The organism is Cupriavidus sp. 10L45, from assembly GCF_056395225.1.
Genome location: NZ_JBFTJC010000006.1, coordinates 287,476 through 305,012 on the forward strand (window position 1 = coordinate 287,476; position 17,537 = coordinate 305,012).

At 66.7% G+C, this 17,537-nt stretch carries 15 protein-coding genes; 5 read left to right on the forward strand and 10 right to left on the reverse strand.

All coding sequences use genetic code 11. From position 1 onward, the window contains the following. Positions 1-15 precede the first annotated feature (15 nt). From AC1DFU_RS13490 to AC1DFU_RS13510, 5 genes are all read right to left on the reverse strand, one after another. Entirely contained in the window at positions 16-2,016 is a 2,001-nt protein-coding gene (locus AC1DFU_RS13490; protein ID WP_255370883.1) for an 8-amino-7-oxononanoate synthase, read from the reverse strand. Positions 2,017-2,063: 47 nt separating this feature from the next. Continuing rightward, positions 2,064-3,404 carry a hypothetical protein gene (locus AC1DFU_RS13495; RefSeq protein WP_092296624.1) on the reverse strand — a complete coding sequence of 447 codons (1,341 nt, stop codon included), beginning with the start codon at positions 3,402-3,404 and terminating at the stop codon, positions 2,064-2,066. Between the two features lie 18 nt (positions 3,405-3,422). Next, positions 3,423-4,403, reverse strand: a complete 981-nt coding sequence (locus tag AC1DFU_RS13500; RefSeq protein WP_092296626.1) for a hypothetical protein — start codon at positions 4,401-4,403, stop codon at positions 3,423-3,425. Positions 4,404-4,677: 274 nt separating this feature from the next. Next, the gene (gene garD / locus AC1DFU_RS13505; RefSeq protein ID WP_441593248.1) at positions 4,678-6,273 is read right to left on the reverse strand and encodes a galactarate dehydratase; all 1,596 of its coding nucleotides are present in this window, start codon (positions 6,271-6,273) and stop codon (positions 4,678-4,680) included. 28 nt (positions 6,274-6,301) lie between these two features. Further along, positions 6,302-7,666, reverse strand: a complete 1,365-nt coding sequence (locus tag AC1DFU_RS13510; RefSeq protein ID WP_092296632.1) for an MFS transporter — start codon at positions 7,664-7,666, stop codon at positions 6,302-6,304. Between the two features lie 427 nt (positions 7,667-8,093). Here AC1DFU_RS13510 and kdgD point away from each other — a divergent pair, with 427 nt between their 5' ends. Together kdgD and AC1DFU_RS13520 are read left to right on the forward strand one after the other, a co-directional pair. After that, a complete protein-coding gene (gene kdgD / locus AC1DFU_RS13515) occupies positions 8,094-9,008 on the forward strand; it encodes a 5-dehydro-4-deoxyglucarate dehydratase (protein WP_441593251.1) in 915 nt (304 codons plus the stop codon). Between the two features lie 369 nt (positions 9,009-9,377). After that, positions 9,378-10,367 carry an isopenicillin N synthase family dioxygenase gene (locus tag AC1DFU_RS13520; protein WP_441593253.1) on the forward strand — a complete coding sequence of 330 codons (990 nt, stop codon included), beginning with the start codon at positions 9,378-9,380 and terminating at the stop codon, positions 10,365-10,367. 99 nt (positions 10,368-10,466) lie between these two features. Here AC1DFU_RS13520 and AC1DFU_RS13525 read toward each other — a convergent pair whose 3' ends face one another. Further along, a complete protein-coding gene (locus AC1DFU_RS13525; protein WP_092296638.1) occupies positions 10,467-10,925 on the reverse strand; it encodes an HU family DNA-binding protein in 459 nt (152 codons plus the stop codon). A 297-nt stretch (positions 10,926-11,222) separates the two neighbouring features. Further along, a complete protein-coding gene (locus AC1DFU_RS13530; protein WP_092296641.1) occupies positions 11,223-11,720 on the reverse strand; it encodes an Mpo1 family 2-hydroxy fatty acid dioxygenase in 498 nt (165 codons plus the stop codon). A gap of 212 nt (positions 11,721-11,932) precedes the next feature. On the opposite strand from AC1DFU_RS13530, the gene AC1DFU_RS13535 reads away from it, so the two are divergent. From AC1DFU_RS13535 to AC1DFU_RS13545, 3 genes are all read left to right on the forward strand, one after another. Next, positions 11,933-12,832 carry an arylamine N-acetyltransferase family protein gene (locus tag AC1DFU_RS13535; protein ID WP_441593255.1) on the forward strand — a complete coding sequence of 300 codons (900 nt, stop codon included), beginning with the start codon at positions 11,933-11,935 and terminating at the stop codon, positions 12,830-12,832. 194 nt (positions 12,833-13,026) lie between these two features. Next, complete coding sequence (locus tag AC1DFU_RS13540) at positions 13,027-13,791, forward strand: SDR family oxidoreductase (protein WP_092296647.1); 765 nt, start codon at positions 13,027-13,029, stop codon at positions 13,789-13,791. Positions 13,792-13,881: 90 nt separating this feature from the next. Next, positions 13,882-15,642, forward strand: a complete 1,761-nt coding sequence (locus AC1DFU_RS13545) for a class I adenylate-forming enzyme family protein (RefSeq protein ID WP_441593258.1) — start codon at positions 13,882-13,884, stop codon at positions 15,640-15,642. 20 nt (positions 15,643-15,662) lie between these two features. On the opposite strand, the gene AC1DFU_RS13550 is transcribed toward AC1DFU_RS13545, so the two are convergent. The 3 genes from AC1DFU_RS13550 to AC1DFU_RS13560 all read right to left on the reverse strand — a co-directional run bounded on the left by AC1DFU_RS13550 (position 15,663) and on the right by AC1DFU_RS13560 (position 17,057). Beyond that, the gene (locus tag AC1DFU_RS13550; RefSeq protein ID WP_369823485.1) at positions 15,663-16,139 is read right to left on the reverse strand and encodes a CreA family protein; all 477 of its coding nucleotides are present in this window, start codon (positions 16,137-16,139) and stop codon (positions 15,663-15,665) included. 2 nt (positions 16,140-16,141) lie between these two features. After that, a complete protein-coding gene (locus AC1DFU_RS13555) occupies positions 16,142-16,627 on the reverse strand; it encodes an acyl-CoA thioesterase (protein ID WP_092296653.1) in 486 nt (161 codons plus the stop codon). A 148-nt stretch (positions 16,628-16,775) separates the two neighbouring features. Further along, the gene (locus AC1DFU_RS13560) at positions 16,776-17,057 is read right to left on the reverse strand and encodes an HU family DNA-binding protein (RefSeq protein ID WP_008651272.1); all 282 of its coding nucleotides are present in this window, start codon (positions 17,055-17,057) and stop codon (positions 16,776-16,778) included. Positions 17,058-17,537 lie beyond the last annotated feature (480 nt).

Sequence of the window (17,537 nt, forward strand, 5' to 3'; positions counted from 1 at the left end):
GCCGCTCCGTCCGCGCTAGGCGATGCGCAGCCCGCCCTTGTGCTCGTGCAGCCTGCGCAGCAGGTGCATGCCGGGCACCTGCACGTCCACCGGCTCCACGCCCACATCCACGCCGGTCACTGCCCGGTAGGAGTGGATATAGGTCTGGATCTCCGGCCGGAAGAAGGCGGCCCAGTTCGCGGCATTGACCGGGTCGCTGACCGAGTTCCAGTCGCTCCATCGGATCGACGAGACGATCTGCTCGCCCGTGGTGGCCAACTGCCAGAACTGGTAGGTGTTGGTATCGCCCCAGCCCTGCAGCTTGCGCATGCTCTCCACCGAGTGCATCCACGGCTCCGGATACGCCACCATCGCGCGCCGGGGCAGGAACTCACGGAACTCGGGGCGCGCCAGCATCCACTGCTGCATCATCATTTCCACGCGGGAGGTGGTGGGCAGGTCGCGGAACTGGTTGTGGGCCCCTTCGGACAGGATCAGGTGGACCTCGCGCAGCGCGTTGAGCAGCGGGAAGCCGTCCGGCACCACCGTGGTGTCGTCGGCCTGGCGGAAGAACGGCACGCACAGGTTGAGCAGCGTGTGGAACGCGCCCAGGAACTTGCTGCGCGTGTCGGCCGGCTGCACCTGCGGCACGGCCCGGCCGATGAGCTGGAAACCGTACTCGTGCTGGTACTCCGCCGCGCGCCGTTCGATCGGCAGGCGGTGCTGCTCGTCCTGCACCCAGCCCCAGATGATGTTGTTGAGCGGGCGCAGGGAATCGAGTTCGAACTGGGCCAGCGGGTCGCGTGGGCCGGCGGAGACGTTCTGGAAGCGCCGGGAGATCGCGTTCATGGTCTGCACCAGCTGGAGTTCCTCCATCCAGTAGCTCCAGATCAGCTCGATCAGCGGCGGATAGGTCAGCTTGGCCGAGATGTCCTGGTTCCAGTGGTCGAGCCACAGGCAGCCTTCGCCGCAATGGTCGAGGTGGCGCTGGGGCATCGGCGTGACGCCTTCGCCCGGTAGCGCGGCGCGCTCTTCCGGCACGGTCCGGTCCGTCAGCGCCCGGTTGATCCGCTCCGCCGCGTCCGTGCCCTGCAGGGCGGAGGCAATCCGCTGGAGGTACGGGAGCGTGGGCGAGGCCCCGCCGCCGAAATACTTGTTCGCCAGCACGTCCGGCTTGGTGATCTTCAGGCCGAGGCGGTCGTTGGCCAGGGCGATGGCGGTCGGGTCATAGGCCAGCAGCCGGGCGATGTCGTTGGCCGTCGGCCCGCTGGGCACCACGGCCCCCCAGGTGACTACGAAGGCTTCCGTCGCCACCTTGAGGGCCCGGTAGGCGTCGGTGTCCGTGAAGGGCAGGAAACGGCGCCGGCTGAGCCGGGCCGCGCCGCCATAGAGGAACGGCTCGCCATCCTTGCCCAGCGGCGTGTTCGCGTCCGGGAAGAACAGCGAATCGATCTGCTTGACGTAGTTGTCCCAGCCGAGCATGTCGGCATTCATCTTGATCAGCAGCCACAGGGCCACGTCGCCGGTGAGCGCGCGCGGGGTCCGCTGCAGGCGCACCGTGGTCGGGCTGACGTACTGCTCGGTGTCGAGCGGCCCGGAGCGGTCCGCGATCGGGTCGTCCAGCGGGTGGAAACTGGGCTCGCTCGGCACCGCTTCCCTCGGCGGGATCTCGACGTCGCGGCTGAGTTCCACGCCATGCCCCTGGGACAGGTACACGCCAATATCGGCCGACTCCTGGGCGCTGATGGCCTTGGGGTCAACCAGCTGCTCGATCAGTCCATTGATGATCTCGATCTTGGCCGGGAGGTCCACACCGCTCTTCATCCTGAGCGTGATGCGCGCCGTCAGCGTCTGGGGGCTGCCGGTGTCAGCGACCTTCCGGGTGTCGGTGGGCTGGTCGCCGATGTGGCATTGCGCCTGCAGGCTGTTGCTGAGCCCGTAGACGGGTATCGTGACATCGTAGTCACCGTCCATCCCCTTGGTCGTCTTCACGATCAAGACGTCTTTGTAGGGGTGGATATCGTCCGAATTGACCATCACATTTCTCCCTCAGCAATTTCACGCCATCACGGAAATCACGAAAATCATGCATAAGCCGGGACCGGGGTCCGGACCGGGCGGCGCTGGTTCAACACCACACTCAGCTGCCTGCTGCCCGCCGACCAGGGCAGGTAGCCGGCCAGCGCCCAGCGCTGCAGCAGCGCCGAGATGATCTGCAGCTCGTCATTGGCCGGCAGCAGGCCGCTGTAGCGCGCCTGGCCGAGCACCGCGAAGGCCAGCGTCGGCGTGTCCGCCAAGCCCTCCTGCGGGCGCTGCCTGACCCGCTCCCAGGCGGCCAGCAGCCGCTTGGGGTGACGGTCTGGCAGGCGCAGCGCCTCCGCCAGCGAGCGGCCGTCCAGCGCCGGGGGCCGCAGCGACAGCAAGGTCGCTACGAACCACGGCACGGCGCGGTCCAGCTGATCGAAGGCTTCGCGCTGGGCCGCGCTCATCTGCCAGCGCGGATAGAGCTGCTCCCAGACCTGCTCCAGCGCGTCCCACTGCGGATGCGGATAGAGCGCGCGGCCCATGGCCAGGGACAGCTTCACGCGGATCCACGGTGCCGGATGCGGATCGTCGAGGTTGATGCGCAGCACGAACGCCTTTGGCAGGCTCACCACGCTCATCAGCCCGCACGTGGCAGCGATGCCCACGCGCGACACCGCCCAGAGATCCGCCACGATCTCGCTGATCCAGCGGTCCCACGCCTGCCAGATCCGCTGCGCCGGGGTGCGCCCCTGCCCCACGCGGCTGGCGGACGCCCGCCGGTAGGCGTTGACGAGGTCCAGCAGCGCCGCCGCCTGGTGCCCCACTTCATGGAACAGGGACGCCGCGATGCCCGTGCCCACCATCCGCTCGCGCGGCATGCGGATCACCGCCACCGGATTGGCGCCGCCGCCCGGCAGCCGGGTGCGGGCGCGGCGGATGGCACCGCCATGGCCGCGCTCGACGTAGCAGATGACGGGCGGCGCCTCGATCGACGAGCCGGGCTGCTTGAGGCCATCCTGCGCGGCCACGTCGAGGCCCGAGAGCCAGATGCCGGTGCCGTGCTGGCTGCGCTGCGTCAGCACTTCCGCGAAGATCTCGAAGTGCGTGAGCGCCGCATGGAAGTACAGCTTGAGCAGGGCATAGCGCTGCTGGGCCCGCGCCACGTCGCGCGGCGTGGGCTGCAGGCCGCGCAGCAGGCGCAGGAAGCCCGTGATGCGCACGCGCAGCTGCTTGCGCTCCGCCTGCATATGGCGCTCGATGGCGCCCATCGCCTCATCGCTGACATTGGCGGCGGGCACCATCGGCATCTGCAACGCATAGGGCAACTGCGCGTCCAGGCGTGCGCGGATGCCCAGCGCTTCCTGTTCCAGCAGACGCAGCGCGTGGAGGCTCGGGTTCATCGCGGTGTCCCGTGGCGCTCAGTACGCCGGCCGCTGCTGCGGACCGAGGTAGAGGATGATGGCGCGCCCGTTGCGCGAACGCCGCCAGACCCCGCCGTGTGGGAAGTGGCCCGTGTGCGGGGCCTGGACCTGCGTGCCGCACGAGGGACATCCGACCGTCGCCACGGCCCCGCCCGGATGGGACTGGCCCATCGGCACCGGCAAGTGGGACCCGCCCGACGCCGGGCCGAAGATCGACGTGCCCGGGTGCTGCATGCCCATCCCGCTGCCGTTCCCGCCACCATTTCCGCCATGCGGCGGAGCAGCCCCGCCATTGCGCGAGAGTTGCTTCATCGCCGGCAGCAGCCCCGGCGCCACCTGCTTTGCCGCGCGCAGGAAGGCCACGTGCGCCGCCCGGGCTGGCGGCACCTGCGGGGGGATGGGGGTCGTCGCCAGGTGATTGGCGGCATGGCGGCCGATGCGCACGACGCGGCGCGCCACCTCGAACTCGCGGTCCTCGTTGCTGAGGCCCTCCAGTTCCAGCCCCAGCGCGTTGCCGGCCATGCTGGCCAGCTTGCCGCCGATGGCCCCGCCGGCGCCCGGCACCACGAGATTGCCCAGCGCGCTGCCGACAATCGGCAAGGCCGACTTCGCCGCCGAGCGCAGGATGCCCCCGAGCGCCTTGCCCGCCGACGACTTGGCGAAACCCGTGGCCGCGCGGCCCACCGACTTGATCAGCCCGCCCAGGAACTGCTCCATCTCCTGCTCGTTGTTGACGGCGAGCAGTTCGGCGGCCAGCTCCATCTCCTGCATCTCGCCGGAGATCTCGTTCTCGAACTCATTCTCGAATTCGTTGCCGAAGGACGCCTCGCCCTGCTCGAACTCGTTCCCGAACTCGTTGGCAAACTCGTTCTCCAGCTCCTGGCCGAATTCGCCGGCCATTTCGGAGGAGAACCCTTGTTCAAACTCGTTGTAGCCGGCACCCCAGCCACCGGGCCTGGAACTTCCGATATCGTGCATTTGCGACTCCTTTCCGCTCAGGGTTGGCGAGATAGGACGTCTCGCTCGTCAAACCCTATTGCAGCAGGCGTGCCAGGCGGGTGTGCGTCGACAAGTCGTTGATATTGCAGGGGATTGCCTCACGCGGGCGCGTGGGCAGTGCGAAGGCGGATTCGTGATCCGGGGGATGGGGATGGGGGTGCGGCGAAGCGGGCTTCGCCCCGGGCGCAGCGCATCGGCAAAAAAAAGGGACCGCGCGACGGCGGCCCCTTCTCTTCCCTGCCCAGCCAGTGACTCAGGTCACCGGCGCCGGGTTGAACAGCGCGAGCGAGTTGTAGAGCTTGTGGTGCTCGGCCCAGGTCTTCTTGCGCCCGCTGGCCACGTCCAGCATCAGGTTGAACAACTCCCAGCCTACATCCTCGATGGTGGCCTCGCCGGTGGCGATGCGGCCCGCGTTGATGTCCATCAGGTCGTGCCAGCGGCGCGCCAGGTCGTTGCGGGTGGCCACCTTGATCACCGGCACCTCGGCCAGGCCATACGGCGTGCCCCGGCCAGTGGTGAACACGTGCAGGTTCATGCCGGCGGCCAGTTGCAGCGTGCCGCAGATAAAGTCGCTGGCCGGCGTGGCGGCGTAGATCAGGCCCTTCTGCTTGAGCTTCTCGCCCGGTGACAGCACGCCGGAGATGGCCGAGCTGCCCGACTTGACGATGGACCCCATCGCCTTTTCCACGATGTTCGACAGCCCGCCCTTCTTGTTGCCGGGCGAGGTGTTGGCGCTGCGGTCCACGCGGCCACGGTCCAGGTAGCGGTCGTACCAGTCCATCTCGCGGATCATGGCCTCGGCCACTTCCGGGGTGGCGGCCCGTGCGGTGAGCTGGGCGATGCCGTCGCGCACCTCGGTCACTTCCGAGAACATCACGGCGGCGCCGGCACGCACCAGCAGGTCCGTGGCGTAGCCCACGGCGGGGTTGGCGGTCACGCCCGAGAAGGCGTCGCTGCCGCCGCACTGCACGCCCACCACCAGTTCGGAGACCGGGCAGGTCTCGCGCTGGCGCGCGTTCAGCACTTCGAGGTGCGATTCGGCCATGGTCATGATCGAGTCGATCATCGACCCGAAGCCCACGTGCTGGTCATCCTGCAGACAGACCACGCCCACCTGCACCTCGCCGGCGCCGGTCTGGATGGGGATCGTGCCGGGCGGCATCAGGCGTTCCGGCTGGAGCTTCTCGCAGCCCAGGCTCACCATCATCGCGCGGCCGCCGAAGTTGGGGTTCAGGGCGATGTTGCGCAGCGTGCGGATGGGCACGATGGCATCGGGGGCGTCGATCGCCACGCCGCAGCCATAGGTGTGCTCCAGGCCGATCACGTCGTCGACATTGGGGTAGCGCGGCAGCAGTTCGGCCTTGATGCGGCGCACCGCGTGCTCGACCACGCCGGACACGCACTGCACCGTGGTGGTAATCGCCAGGATGTTGCGGGTGCCCACGGAGCCGTCCGGGTTGCGGAAGCCTTCGAAGGTATAGCCTTCCAGCGGCGGCAGCGGCGCCGGCACGCGCGTGCCGATCGGCAGGTCGGTCAGGCCCGGCGGCTCGGGCATGCGCAGCACGCGCTCGTTGATCCAGCTGCCGCGCGGCAGGTCTTTCAGCGCGTAGCCGATCACCACGTTGTAGCGCATGACCGCGTCGTCCTGCTTCAGGTCCACCAGCGCCACCTTGTGGCCCTGCGGCACGCGTTCCACGAGCGTCAGGCCGCACGGGAACACCGTGCCGGCGGGCAGGCCGCCGTCATTGGCGATGATGGCCACGTTGTCGTCGGCGTGGATGCGGATGTACAGCGGCTTGGGGTCGGCAGCCACGGCCTGGGCGGCCACCGGGGAATCCTGTTCAGACATGTTGGGGGGTCCTTGTCTTCTCTCTATATCAGGCGTGCTTCAGTTCCACGCGCCGGATGTCCTTCACGATCACCAGGTAGCTCACCACGGTGACCAGGGCGTTGATGCCCACGAAAACCAGCGCGCCGTTGAACGAGCCCGTGACGCTGAGGATATAGCCGATCACGATCGGCGTCACGATGCCGGCGATATTGCCAAAGGTGTTGAAAATGCTGCCGGCGAGGCCCATGACCTCCTTGGGCGCCGTATCGGCCACCACAGCCCAGCCCAGCGCGCCAATGCCCTTGCCGAAGAAGGCCAGCGCCATGATGCCGACCACCAGCCACTCGGCATCCACGTAGTTGCAGGCAATCATCGACACGGACAGCAGCATGCCGACCACGATGGGCAGCTTGCGCGCGAAGGTCAGCGAGTAGCCCTTGCGCAGCAGGCTGTCGGAGATCACCCCGCCCAGCACCCCGCCCAGGAAGCCGCAGATAGCCGGCAGCGAGGCCACGAAGCCCGCCTTCAGGATCGACATGCCGCGCGCCTGCACCAGGTACACCGGGAACCACGTCAGGAAGAAGTACGTCAGCACGTTGATGCAGTACTGGCCGAGGTACACGCCAGCCAGCATGCGGTTGGAGAGCAGTTGCTTGGCGTAGAACCAGCCCGCCGGTGCCTTTTCCTTGGCCTGGCCGGCGCCTTCGTTCATATGGATCAGCCCGCCGCCCTGCTCGATATAGTCGAGTTCGGCGCGGTTCACGGCCGGGTGCGTGGCCGGGCTGCGCATGATCTTGAGCCATACCAGCGCCAGCGCCATGCCCATCAGGCCCATCCACAGGTAGACGTGGTGCCAGCCCCAGCTATGGACGACCCAGGCCATCAGCGGCGTGAAGACCACGGCGGCGAAGTACTGGGCGGCGTTGAAGATGGCCGATGCCGTGCCACGCTCGGCGGTGGGGAACCAGCTGGCGACCACCTTGGCGTTGGCCGGGAAAGCCGGCGATTCGGCCAGGCCCACGGCAAAGCGCAGCGCGAACAGTACGGTCATGACCGAGCCGATGGTGGCGAACACGCCCAGCCAGCCCTGCAGCAGCGTGAAGAACGACCAGACGAAGATGCTGGCCGCGTAGATGCGGCGTGCGCCGAAGCGGTCGAGCAGCCAGCCGCCTGGAATCTGCGCCATCACATAGGCCCAGCTGAAGGCGGAGAAGATATAGCCCATCTGCACGGCGCTGAAGCCGAACTCCTCGCGCATCGCGGGGCCGGTGATCGACAGCGTGGCCCGGTCGGCGTAGTTGACCGTGGTCACAATGAAGATGAGCAGGAGAATCCAGTAGCGGACGTTGGTGCGGCGCGCGCCTTCGACAGAAGTCGCGGCGGCGGTGCTGGAAGTGGGGCTTGCGTTCATCGGGGTCTCCTCACAGCCGGGGACCGGGTGCAGAATGCGTGGGAACCGGCTTGTGATATGTCGTCGTACGACTGCGATTATAGGGACGCGGTTCCGTCAGACACAGTGCGCGTTTACCCTGAACGGTGCAAATCGCCCTGCTTTCGGGCATCGGGCCCGATGGCCTTCCTTTCAATCTCCTTGCGGCCTGGCGGGCGATCGGCAGGTCTGGGCGATGTGACGCCCCCCTCGTCTGCCCACCCCCGGTGCGGGCAAAAATGCCGGGGTTTTCCCTCGGTCGTGCCCTTAGCCCTTGCACCGTCAAGTTGTTAGTTGTACGATGACTTATCTCGAATCCACTCAGCAGTTGGGTGCGAGGTCATCGAACGGGCCTTGCCCCATTAACAAACCACACCATTTTCGCCATGTGGCGATCAGGATGAGCGACATGACTACACCGCAAGAACTCAAGCAGATTATTTCGGACGGCCTGCTTTCGTTCCCCGTGACCGACTTTGACGAACAGGGCAATTTCCGCCCGTCGACCTATATCGAACGCCTGGAATGGCTGGCCCCGTACGGCGCCTCGGCCCTGTTCGCAGCCGGCGGCACGGGCGAGTTCTTCTCGCTGACGCAGCAGGACTATTCGAACGTGATCCGCACCGCGGTGGAAACCTGCCGTGGCAAGGTACCCATCCTGGCCGGCGCCGGCGGCCCGACCCGCGTGGCCATCGAATACGCCAAGGAAGCCGAGCGCCTGGGCGCGCACGGCATCCTGCTGATGCCGCATTACCTGACCGAAGCCAGCGAAGAAGGCATCGCCAACCACATTGAAGAGGTCTGCAAGGCCACCAAGTGCGGCGTGATCGTCTACAACCGCGCCAACTCGCGCATCGGCGCCGACCTGCTGGAACGCGTGGTCGACCGCTGCCCGAACCTGATCGGCTTCAAGGACGGCGTGGGCGAGATCGAGGCAATGGTGCGCGTGCGCCGCAAGCTCGGCGACCGCCTGGCCTACCTGGGCGGCCTGCCCACCGCCGAGGTCTACGCCGCTGCCTACAAGGCGCTGGGCGTGCCGGTGTACTCGTCGGCCGTGTTCAACTTCATCCCGAAGACGGCGATGGACTTCTACCGCGCCATCGCGGCGGACGACCACGCTACCGTGGGTCGCCTGATCGACGACTTCTTCCTGCCGTACCTGGACATCCGTAACCGCAAGCACGGCTACGCGGTGTCGATCGTCAAGGCCGGCGCCAAGCTGGTTGGCCACGATGCCGGCCCGGTGCGCGCACCGCTGACGGACCTGAACGAAGAGGAAATGGGCAAGCTGGACGCCCTGATCCGCAAGCTGGGACCGCAGTAAGCGGTCATGTGGTGCCCTCCCCGCTGCGGGAGGAAAGAACTGAACGCCGGCCTTTGCGCCGGCGTTTTTTTTTGGGCGCGCCGCACCATCCTGCGGCATGGCGTGCGCCACCCCGGCGCAAATCGGCCCGGAACTGGGTCAAAATCGGCGCCATCCCCCTGGCCCGAAACCTGCAATCTCACCCCCCGAAGAGTAGAAGCGTTCAACCGCCCACCCCCGGTGCGCGGCAGGAAATTGCTCTTGACGTCCGTGCCCCGCCCTTGCGCGACTGGCACCGGGGCTCAAGAGATCGTCCGCAGGTCAGATCCCCCGGCAGTCATCGCGCGAAAGGCAGGACCGCACCCAACCTTTCCTGACTCCGGAACGATCATGACCGACACCGCCTCCCTCCACGAACTGGCCCGCGAATCCCGCATGGGCGCGCAAGGCCACGAGACCAGCGCGCGCGAGATCCGCCGCATCGACCTCTCCGACTACCCCCGCCGCAAGGCCGAGATCGCCGACGAACTCTGGCATGCGGCCGTGGACGTCGGCTTCTTCCAGGTGGCGAACCATGGCATCGACCTCGCCGCCGTGCGCGAAGCCTTCGCCATGACCGAACGCTTCTTCGCGCTGCCGGAGGCCGTGAAGGGCCTGTATCCGCTGCAGAAGGCCAACAACGCCGGCTGGGAGTCCCGCGCGCAGGTACGGCCGTCCACGGGCACGCCGGACCAGAAGGAGTCCTACCAGATCACGCGCCCGCACATGGCGCCGCTATGGCCCACTGAGGCGGAGCTGGCCGGCTTCCAGGCCACCATGCTGGCCTTCGAGCGCCAGTGCTGGGAGGTGGGCATGAAGCTCCTGTCCTGCTTCGCCGACAAGCTCGGCTTCGATCCGGAATTCTTCACGCGCGCCCACGACCCGGCCGCGCCGGACTACCAGAGCACGCTGCGGCTGCTGCACTACTACGCGATTCCGCCCGAGGCGCAGGACAAACTCGAACTCTGGCGTGCCGGTGCCCATACGGATTTCGACTGCCTGACGCTGCTGTTCCAGCGCCAGGGCCAGGGCGGCCTGCAGGTCTGTCCGGGCAAGGAGATGGAGGCGCAGGCGTGGACGCCCATCGCCCCGGACGAAGACGTCATCACGTGCAATATCGGGGACATGCTGATGCGCTGGAGCGATGACCGCCTGCCGTCCAACTTCCACCGCGTGCGCAACCCCGCGCCGGGCGAGTACATGGGCCCGCGCTACAGCCTGGCGTTCTTCTGCCAGGCCAACCGCGAGGCGACGATCGAGGGCCCTGCACGGCTGTACCCAGCCATCTCGGCGGGCGATTTCCTGCGCCAGCGCGTGGCAGCCAATTTCAAGGCGTACTGACCCGCCCTCGCCGCCCTCGCCGCCCGGGCATCCGGGCAACAAAAAACCCCACGCGCCGGAGCGGGTGGGGTTTTCAGGACTACCAAAGATGCGTGGCGATCAGGCCGCGGCGTCCTTCAGCTTCTTCAGCGGACGGACCTTGACCTTGACGCTGGCCGGCTTGGCCGGGAACCAACGCTCTTCACCCGTGAACGGGTCCTTGCCAAAGCGCTTCTTCTTGGCCGGCACTTGCTGTGCGGTCACCTTCAGCAGGCCCGGCAGCGTGAATTCGCCGGCGCCCTTCTTGTTCAGCGCGCTGACGATGGTGTTTTCCAGATGGGCCAGCACCGACTTCACGGCCTTGGCTTCCAGCTGGGTCTGAGCTACCAGGTGAGCGACCAGGCTCGACTTGTTGAAGGTGTCCTTCAGCGGCTTCGGAGCCGGAGCAGCGGCGGGAGCAGCCTTCTTGGCCGGAGCGGCCTTCTTGGCGGCAGCCTTCACGGGTGCCTTGGTTGCCGGTGCCTTCTTGGCAGCGGGCTTGGTTGCAGTCTTCGTGGTCGGTTTCGCTTTGGTCGCCATATCGATATACGTGAGTTGAAGAATGTGTCCCGGCGTATCGCCGCGTATCGCTGCGTCTCACCGCAGTGGCACGTTGCGAATCACGGGTGCCGGTACGCACTGAATCATAGCGGAAAGTACCGCAAGTCAAGGGGTTTTCGTACATGAGGCACGTCAAACCCAGTGAAAACCCCGGGTTTTGTCGCTGCTTTGCGTCAGCAACGGGCTCGCGAGCGGGCCTTGCGCACGCGTAAAGGGGGTACGTCCCCCCACTTTGGCGTGCGCGGCGTGTGCCCGAAGATCTGGAATCTGACCCGATCAGTGCACGTGCGCGGCCATTGCGTCGTGCGTTTCGCGGGCAAGGCCCATCGCGAACGCGGTCTCCGCCACCAGGAAGAGCGGGCCGATCAGCAGCCCGACGAGGTCATCGACGAACGCCGGCTTGCGCCCCTCGTAGTAGTGCCCGACGAACTGGATGATCCATCCCACCACGAACAGGCCGATGCCGGAAGCGAGCCAGGCCGCCGTCGGCAGCGCGGCAATCCATGCCCCAACCCATAGGAATACGGCCAGAATGACCGCCATGGCGAGGCCGAAGGCGAACGACAGCCGCAGGTAGAACAGGCACGAGAGCGCGTAGACGACCATGGCCGGGGTGAGGAACGCCGCCCCCTCGCCGAGCGGCATGGCGGGCCGGCCGAGCAGCGTGGTCACGGCCAGCACGATCATCGGGATGCCGACGAAATGGGTGACGATGTTGCGGCGATCGCGGTGATAGGCCGCGTAATGCGACAGATGCTCGATCAGGGTTTTCACGGGGCGTCTCCTGTGAGAGGGCCCGGCTGAGGATGACCCTGTCATGCGTGGGGCATCGGTGCCGGTGGCGTTGTGGACTTATAGTAGTGGGCGCGCCGGCCTCGGTCTACCCCACCGCTGACGAAGCGGATTCCGTCGGCGCAGCCTGGCATTCTCGCCAAACCAACCGCCACCCGGGCCGCTATCGGACCCCCACGGAGACAGCGAACCCCATGCTTCCCGTCGATGAAATTTCCCCGCTCTCGCCCGATCAGCTACCGGCGTGGCTGGCGCGGATCGGCCTCGATGCCGCGCCAGCCAGCCCCGACCTCCCCACGCTGGACGCGCTGATCGCAGCCCAGCTCGCCCATCTCCCGTTCGAGAACCTCAATCCGCTCACGGGCCGACCCGTGCGGATCGACGTGCCGGACGTGTTCGAAAAACTCGTCATCCAGGGGCGCGGCGGCTACTGCTTCGAGCTCAATACCCTGTTCTGCGCCGGGCTCAAGGCGCTCGGGTATTCCGTGGTGCCCCTGGCCGCGCGCGTGCGCTGGCGGCTGCCGGCGGACCATCCGCCCACCGGGCTCTCCCACATGCTGCTGCGCGTCGAGGTGGCCCACGAGAGCTATCTGGCCGACGTGGGCTTCGGCGGCACCACACTCGACCGCGCGCTACCGCTGTCCTTGCCGGTCGACCCTGACGTGCCGTTCCGGCTGACGCCCACGCCGGCGGCGCAGTTGGCCAGCACCGCGTTCCACGCCTACGACCTCGAATTCCGGTCCGATGACGGCACCGGCGCGGACGACTGGCGCGTGATGTACCGCTTCGACCTGACCCCGCAGCCGAAGATCGATTACGTGGCGCGCAACTGGTACGTGTCGACCCATCCAGACAGCCAGTTCACACAGACGCTGATGGTGGCGCGGGTGGTGGACGGGGTGCGCCTGGCGCTTCGCAACGGCCAGTTCGCCGCGCGCGCCGCCGACGGCAGCGTCCAGAAGCAGGAACTGGACGACGCCGAGGCCGTCATCGACCTGCTCATCCACCGCTTCGGCATCCCCCTGGACGCGCCGCTGCGCGGTGCGCTGGCCGCCACCCTGCCGCGCGTGCTCGCCGCCGACAAGGAGGCATAAGGGGCATATAAGGGGCAGAGCATTCCACGCTGCGGCACGCGTCATGCATCGCGTGAATTGCCCGCAGAAAGTTTGCTGATACCACCCCCGGCGTGGCGGTTTGCGGGTGGACTGAGGGGGGCGGCGTCCCCATAATGTCCCGGCACCTCATATATCCAGCGACGGCAAGACCGCCGCGATCCTCAGGAGACACCATGTCATTGTTCGATCTGTCGGGCAAGGTTGCCATCATCACCGGTTCGTCGCGCGGCATCGGCCGCGCCATCGCCGAGCAGATGGCCGTGCAAGGCGCCAAGGTGGTCATTTCGTCGCGCAAGGCCGAAGCCTGCGCCGAAGTGGTGGACGCCATCAACGCGCGCCACGGCGCCGGTACCGCCATCGCCGTGCCGGCCAATATCTCGTCGAAGGAAGACCTCCAGCACCTGGTGGACGAGACCAACCGCACCTTCGGCAAGGTGGACGTCCTGGTCTGCAACGCCGCCTCGAACCCGTACTACGGGCCGATGAGCGGCGTGACGGACGACCAGTTCCGCAAGGTGCTGGACAACAACGTCATCTCCAACCACTGGCTGATCCAGATGGTGGCGCCACAGATGATCGAACGCCGCGAGGGCTCAATCATCATCGTGTCGTCGATTGGCGGCCTGCGCGGCTCCCCGACGATTGGCGTCTACAACGTCTCCAAGGCGGCCGATTTCCAGCTCGCGCGCAACCTGGCCGTGGAGTTCGGGCCGCATAACGTGCGCGTGAACTGCATCGCCCCCGGCCTGATCAAGACCGATTTCGCGCGCGCGCTGTGGGAAGATCCCGAGCGTTACAAGCAATCGACCCAGGGCGCCCCGCTGCGCCGCATCGGCGAGCCGGTCGAGATTGCCGGCGCCGCCTGCTTCCTGGCCTCGGCCGCCAGCACCTTCATGACCGGCCAGGCGATGGTCGTGGACGGCGGCGTCACGATCTGACCCCACCCCCTCCCGGGCGGCGGTGGCTCCGGCTCCTGCCGCCCTTCGCGTTTCTGCACGTCCACCTGCAATGCAGCCCCGGAGGCAGTCATGTCGCAACATCCTCAGCAAACCGCCGCGTGGCCGGTGATGTCCCTCGCCGAAGCCCACGCCCGCCTGACCGCGCCCGGCGCGCCCTTCGAAACCGAGACGCGCGTGATCCGTGGCATTCCCACGACTGTCTGGAAAAACGCCCCGCCCACGCTACGCGACCTGTTCCTGGTGGCCGCCGGCTGGGGCGAGAAGACCTTCGTCGTCTATGAGGACGAGCGCGTCAGCTACCGCGCGTTCGCACTGGCCGCCACGGCGCTGGCGCACCAGCTGATCCGGGACGGCGTACGCAAGGGCGACCGCGTTGCCGTGGCCATGCGCAACCTGCCCGAATGGCCGGTGGCGTTCTTTGGCGCGCTGCTGGCGGGCGCCATCGTCACGCCGCTCAATGCATGGTGGACGGGCGCCGAACTCGAATACGGGCTGGCCGATTCGGGCAGCCGGATCGCCATCGTCGATAACGAGCGGCTCGGCCGCATCCTCGAGCACCTGCCGGCCTGCCCGGCGCTGGAGCGCGTCTATGTGTCGCGACTGCCGGAGAGCGGCGACTTTTCTCAAATCACGGGCGACGCCCATATCGCTACGCTCGAATCGGTGATCGGCCCGTCGTCGGCCTGGAACGGCCTGCCCTCGCAATCGTTGCCGGCCATCCCGCTGGACCCGGACGAGGACGCGACGATCTTCTACACCTCGGGCACTACCGGCAAGCCAAAGGGCGCCGTGGGCTCGCACCGCAACGCCACCTCCGTGGCCGTGGCGGCCCAGTTCAGCCCGCTGCGCAACCTGCTGCGGCGCGGCGAGCCGGTGCCCGAGCCGGATCCGAACGCCCCGCAGAAGGCGGCGCTGCTGGCGGTACCGTTCTTCCATGTCACGGGCTGCATGTCAGTGCTCAATGGCGCACTCGCGACGGGCGGCAAAATCGTGCTGCTGCATCGCTGGGACACGCTCCAGGCCATGGCGCTGATCGAGCGCGAACGCTGCACGGGGGCCGGCGGCGTGCCGACCATCGCCTGGCAGATCATCGAGCATCCCCGGCGCGGCGACTTCGATCTGTCATCGCTGGAGAACATGAACTATGGCGGCGCACCGGCCTCGCCGGAACTGGTGCGGCGCATCAAGGAAGTGTTTCCACACGCGGCTCCCGGCATTGGCTGGGGCATGACGGAGACCTCGGCCACCTTCACCAGCCACAGCGCGGAAGAGTACGTGTTCCGGCCAGACAGCAGCGGCCCGGCCCTGCCCATCGGCGAGATGAAGATCGACGATGGCTTCGGGCGCGCGCTGCCCTTGGGGGAGACCGGCGAGCTGATGGTGCGCGGCGCGAACGTGGTGCACGGCTACTGGAACAAGGCCGAGGCGACGGCCAAGACCTTCGTCGATGGCTGGCTGCACACTGGCGACATCGCCCGGCTGGATGCGGACGGCTTCCTCTATATCGTCGACCGGATGAAGGACATGCTGATCCGCGGCGGCGAGAACATCTACTGCATCGAGGTGGAAAGCGCGCTGTACGCCCATCCGGCCATCATGGATGCGGCGCTGGTCGGCATCCCGCACCGCACGCTGGGCGAGGAGCCCGGTGCGGTGGTGAGCCTGAAGCCGGGCATGGCTGCCACGGAAGCGGAGTTGCAGGATTTCGTGCGGCAGCAGCTGGCGGCGTTCAAGGTGCCAGTGCGGATTATCGTCAGCGGGGAGATGCTGCCGCGCAATCCCAATGGGAAGATTCTGAAATCGAATCTGCGCAAGCTGTTTGAAGCCTGAGGTTGCTGAGGGGCTGAGGCTTACTTGACGGGGATCGGTGTCCCGGCCGGCACCGGTACCGCCGTCACCGCGTTCTGCGGGCTGCCGCTGACGATGCGGTCGGAGTAGGTCAGATAGACCAGCGTGTTGCGCTTGCGGTCCACCGCACGCACCACGTGCAGGGTCTTGAACAGGATCGACATCCGCTCGGAAAACACGTCTTCCTGCGCCTTGACCGGGCCCTTGAAGGTGATGGGGCCCACCTGGCGGCAGGCAATCGACGCTTCCGGCGGGTCTTCGGCCATGCCGAGCGAGCCCTTGATGCCGCCCGTGCGCGCCCGCGAGACGTAGCAGGTGATGCCGTCCACCTGCGGATCGTCATAGGCTTCGATCACCACCTTGTCGGAGCCGGTGACGCGGAAATTCGTGCTGACGCTGCCGATTTCCTCGGCCTGCGTGATGCCGGAGAGCGCCCACAGGCCGGCGACGGCCATCATTCCGATGCGGATGTTCGCCATGGTCAGTCCGCCGAACCCTTGATCTCGTCGTGCCGGCGCTCCATTTCCTGGCGCAGCGCGCGGCGCTGCTGGGCGGCGGCAAAGCGCTGGCGCTCCACCTCGTCACGCGGTTGCAGCGGCGGCACCTCGGCCGGCGCGCCGTTGTCGTCCACGGCCACCATCGTGAAGTAGCAGCTATTGGTATGCCGTACCACCTTGCTGCGAATATTCTCAGTCACCACCTTGATGCCGATTTCCATCGAGCTGCGGCCGGTGTAGTTCACGGCAGACAGGAAGGTGACGAGTTCGCCCACGTGGATCGGCTGGCGGAACATCACCTGGTCCACCGACAGCGTGACCACATAGCGGCCGGCGTAGCGGCTGGCGCAGGCGTAGGCCACCATGTCCAGGTACTTCAGGATGGTGCCCCCGTGCACGTTGCCGGAGAAGTTGGCCATGTCCGGCGTCATCAGCACGGTCATGGAAAGCTGGTGGGACAGATCGTTCATCGCAGAAAATCCAGAAATGGAGCCTGAGGCGCGGGCAGTGTAACCCGACGAGGCGCGCCAATGGGCAAATCCGCGCGTGGACATCATGGCCCAAAAAGAAAAGCGGCCCCGAAGGCCGCTTTCCGTACTTTCAAGAACGCGAACTTGCTTACTTCTTCTTGTTCACGGCGTCCTTGAAACCCTGGCCGGCGGAGAACTTCACCGTCTTGGCGGCCGGGATCTTGATCGTTTCGCCGGTGCGCGGATTGCGGCCGGTACGGGCAGCACGCTTGCCCGAGCTGAAGCTACCAAACCCCACCAGGGTGACCGAGTCCCCCTTGGCCACTGCCTTTTTGATACTGTCCAGCGCGGCGTTCAGCGCGCGCTCGGCGGCGGCGTTGCTGAGTTCTGCTTCCGCGGCGATGGCCGATACCAGTTCACCTTTATTCATGGCTAGATTTCCCTTGTTGGTCGTCGTCACCGGACATCTGCCTGCCGGCAAATTACCGATCGGCGCAGTCTAATCTGCCCTTTGCGCCTTGGGCAATCCCCAGTGGCACCGAAGCAACGAAAACGGCCGGAAAACGTTCTCTGGCAAGACTTAGCGGGGGTTTTACCCCTCTTTTCCCCAAATGGAATCGTCACTTTTTCAGCCCGACACGTATCGTGCGGCGCACATGCACGGGGCCGCGCTTCGTCGGCCTCCCCCCGGGCGAGGACGCACCATTCTGGATCGCACCGCGCGCGCTATACGCCCGCTTTTGGCGCATGGCGATCCATAATGAGGCGTGGCTCGTACGGCGGCGCAGCCGCTGCGCGCAATAGTTGATCCGACAACTCGCCCGGAAACGCCACACCAGTGCGCCACGCACCGCCTCGGCGCTATTTTCCCCATTTTGCATCGCTGTCTGGAACGGATTTTGCATACTCG

Bases quoted from the DNA above. Each gene is read 5' to 3' on its own strand.
- AC1DFU_RS13490 (WP_255370883.1), bottom strand. From the start codon at position 2,016: ATGGTCAATTCGGACGATATCCACCCCTACAAAGACGTCTTGATCGTG.
- AC1DFU_RS13495 (WP_092296624.1), bottom strand. From the start codon at position 3,404: ATGAACCCGAGCCTCCACGCGCTGCGTCTGCTGGAACAGGAAGCGCTG.
- AC1DFU_RS13500 (WP_092296626.1), bottom strand. From the start codon at position 4,403: ATGCACGATATCGGAAGTTCCAGGCCCGGTGGCTGGGGTGCCGGCTAC.
- garD (WP_441593248.1), bottom strand. From the start codon at position 6,273: ATGTCTGAACAGGATTCCCCGGTGGCCGCCCAGGCCGTGGCTGCCGAC.
- AC1DFU_RS13510 (WP_092296632.1), bottom strand. From the start codon at position 7,666: ATGAACGCAAGCCCCACTTCCAGCACCGCCGCCGCGACTTCTGTCGAA.
- kdgD (WP_441593251.1), top strand. From the start codon at position 8,094: ATGACTACACCGCAAGAACTCAAGCAGATTATTTCGGACGGCCTGCTT.
- AC1DFU_RS13520 (WP_441593253.1), top strand. From the start codon at position 9,378: ATGACCGACACCGCCTCCCTCCACGAACTGGCCCGCGAATCCCGCATG.
- AC1DFU_RS13525 (WP_092296638.1), bottom strand. From the start codon at position 10,925: ATGGCGACCAAAGCGAAACCGACCACGAAGACTGCAACCAAGCCCGCT.
- AC1DFU_RS13535 (WP_441593255.1), top strand. From the start codon at position 11,933: ATGCTTCCCGTCGATGAAATTTCCCCGCTCTCGCCCGATCAGCTACCG.
- AC1DFU_RS13540 (WP_092296647.1), top strand. From the start codon at position 13,027: ATGTCATTGTTCGATCTGTCGGGCAAGGTTGCCATCATCACCGGTTCG.
- AC1DFU_RS13545 (WP_441593258.1), top strand. From the start codon at position 13,882: ATGTCGCAACATCCTCAGCAAACCGCCGCGTGGCCGGTGATGTCCCTC.
- AC1DFU_RS13550 (WP_369823485.1), bottom strand. From the start codon at position 16,139: ATGGCGAACATCCGCATCGGAATGATGGCCGTCGCCGGCCTGTGGGCG.
- AC1DFU_RS13555 (WP_092296653.1), bottom strand. From the start codon at position 16,627: ATGAACGATCTGTCCCACCAGCTTTCCATGACCGTGCTGATGACGCCG.
- AC1DFU_RS13560 (WP_008651272.1), bottom strand. From the start codon at position 17,057: ATGAATAAAGGTGAACTGGTATCGGCCATCGCCGCGGAAGCAGAACTC.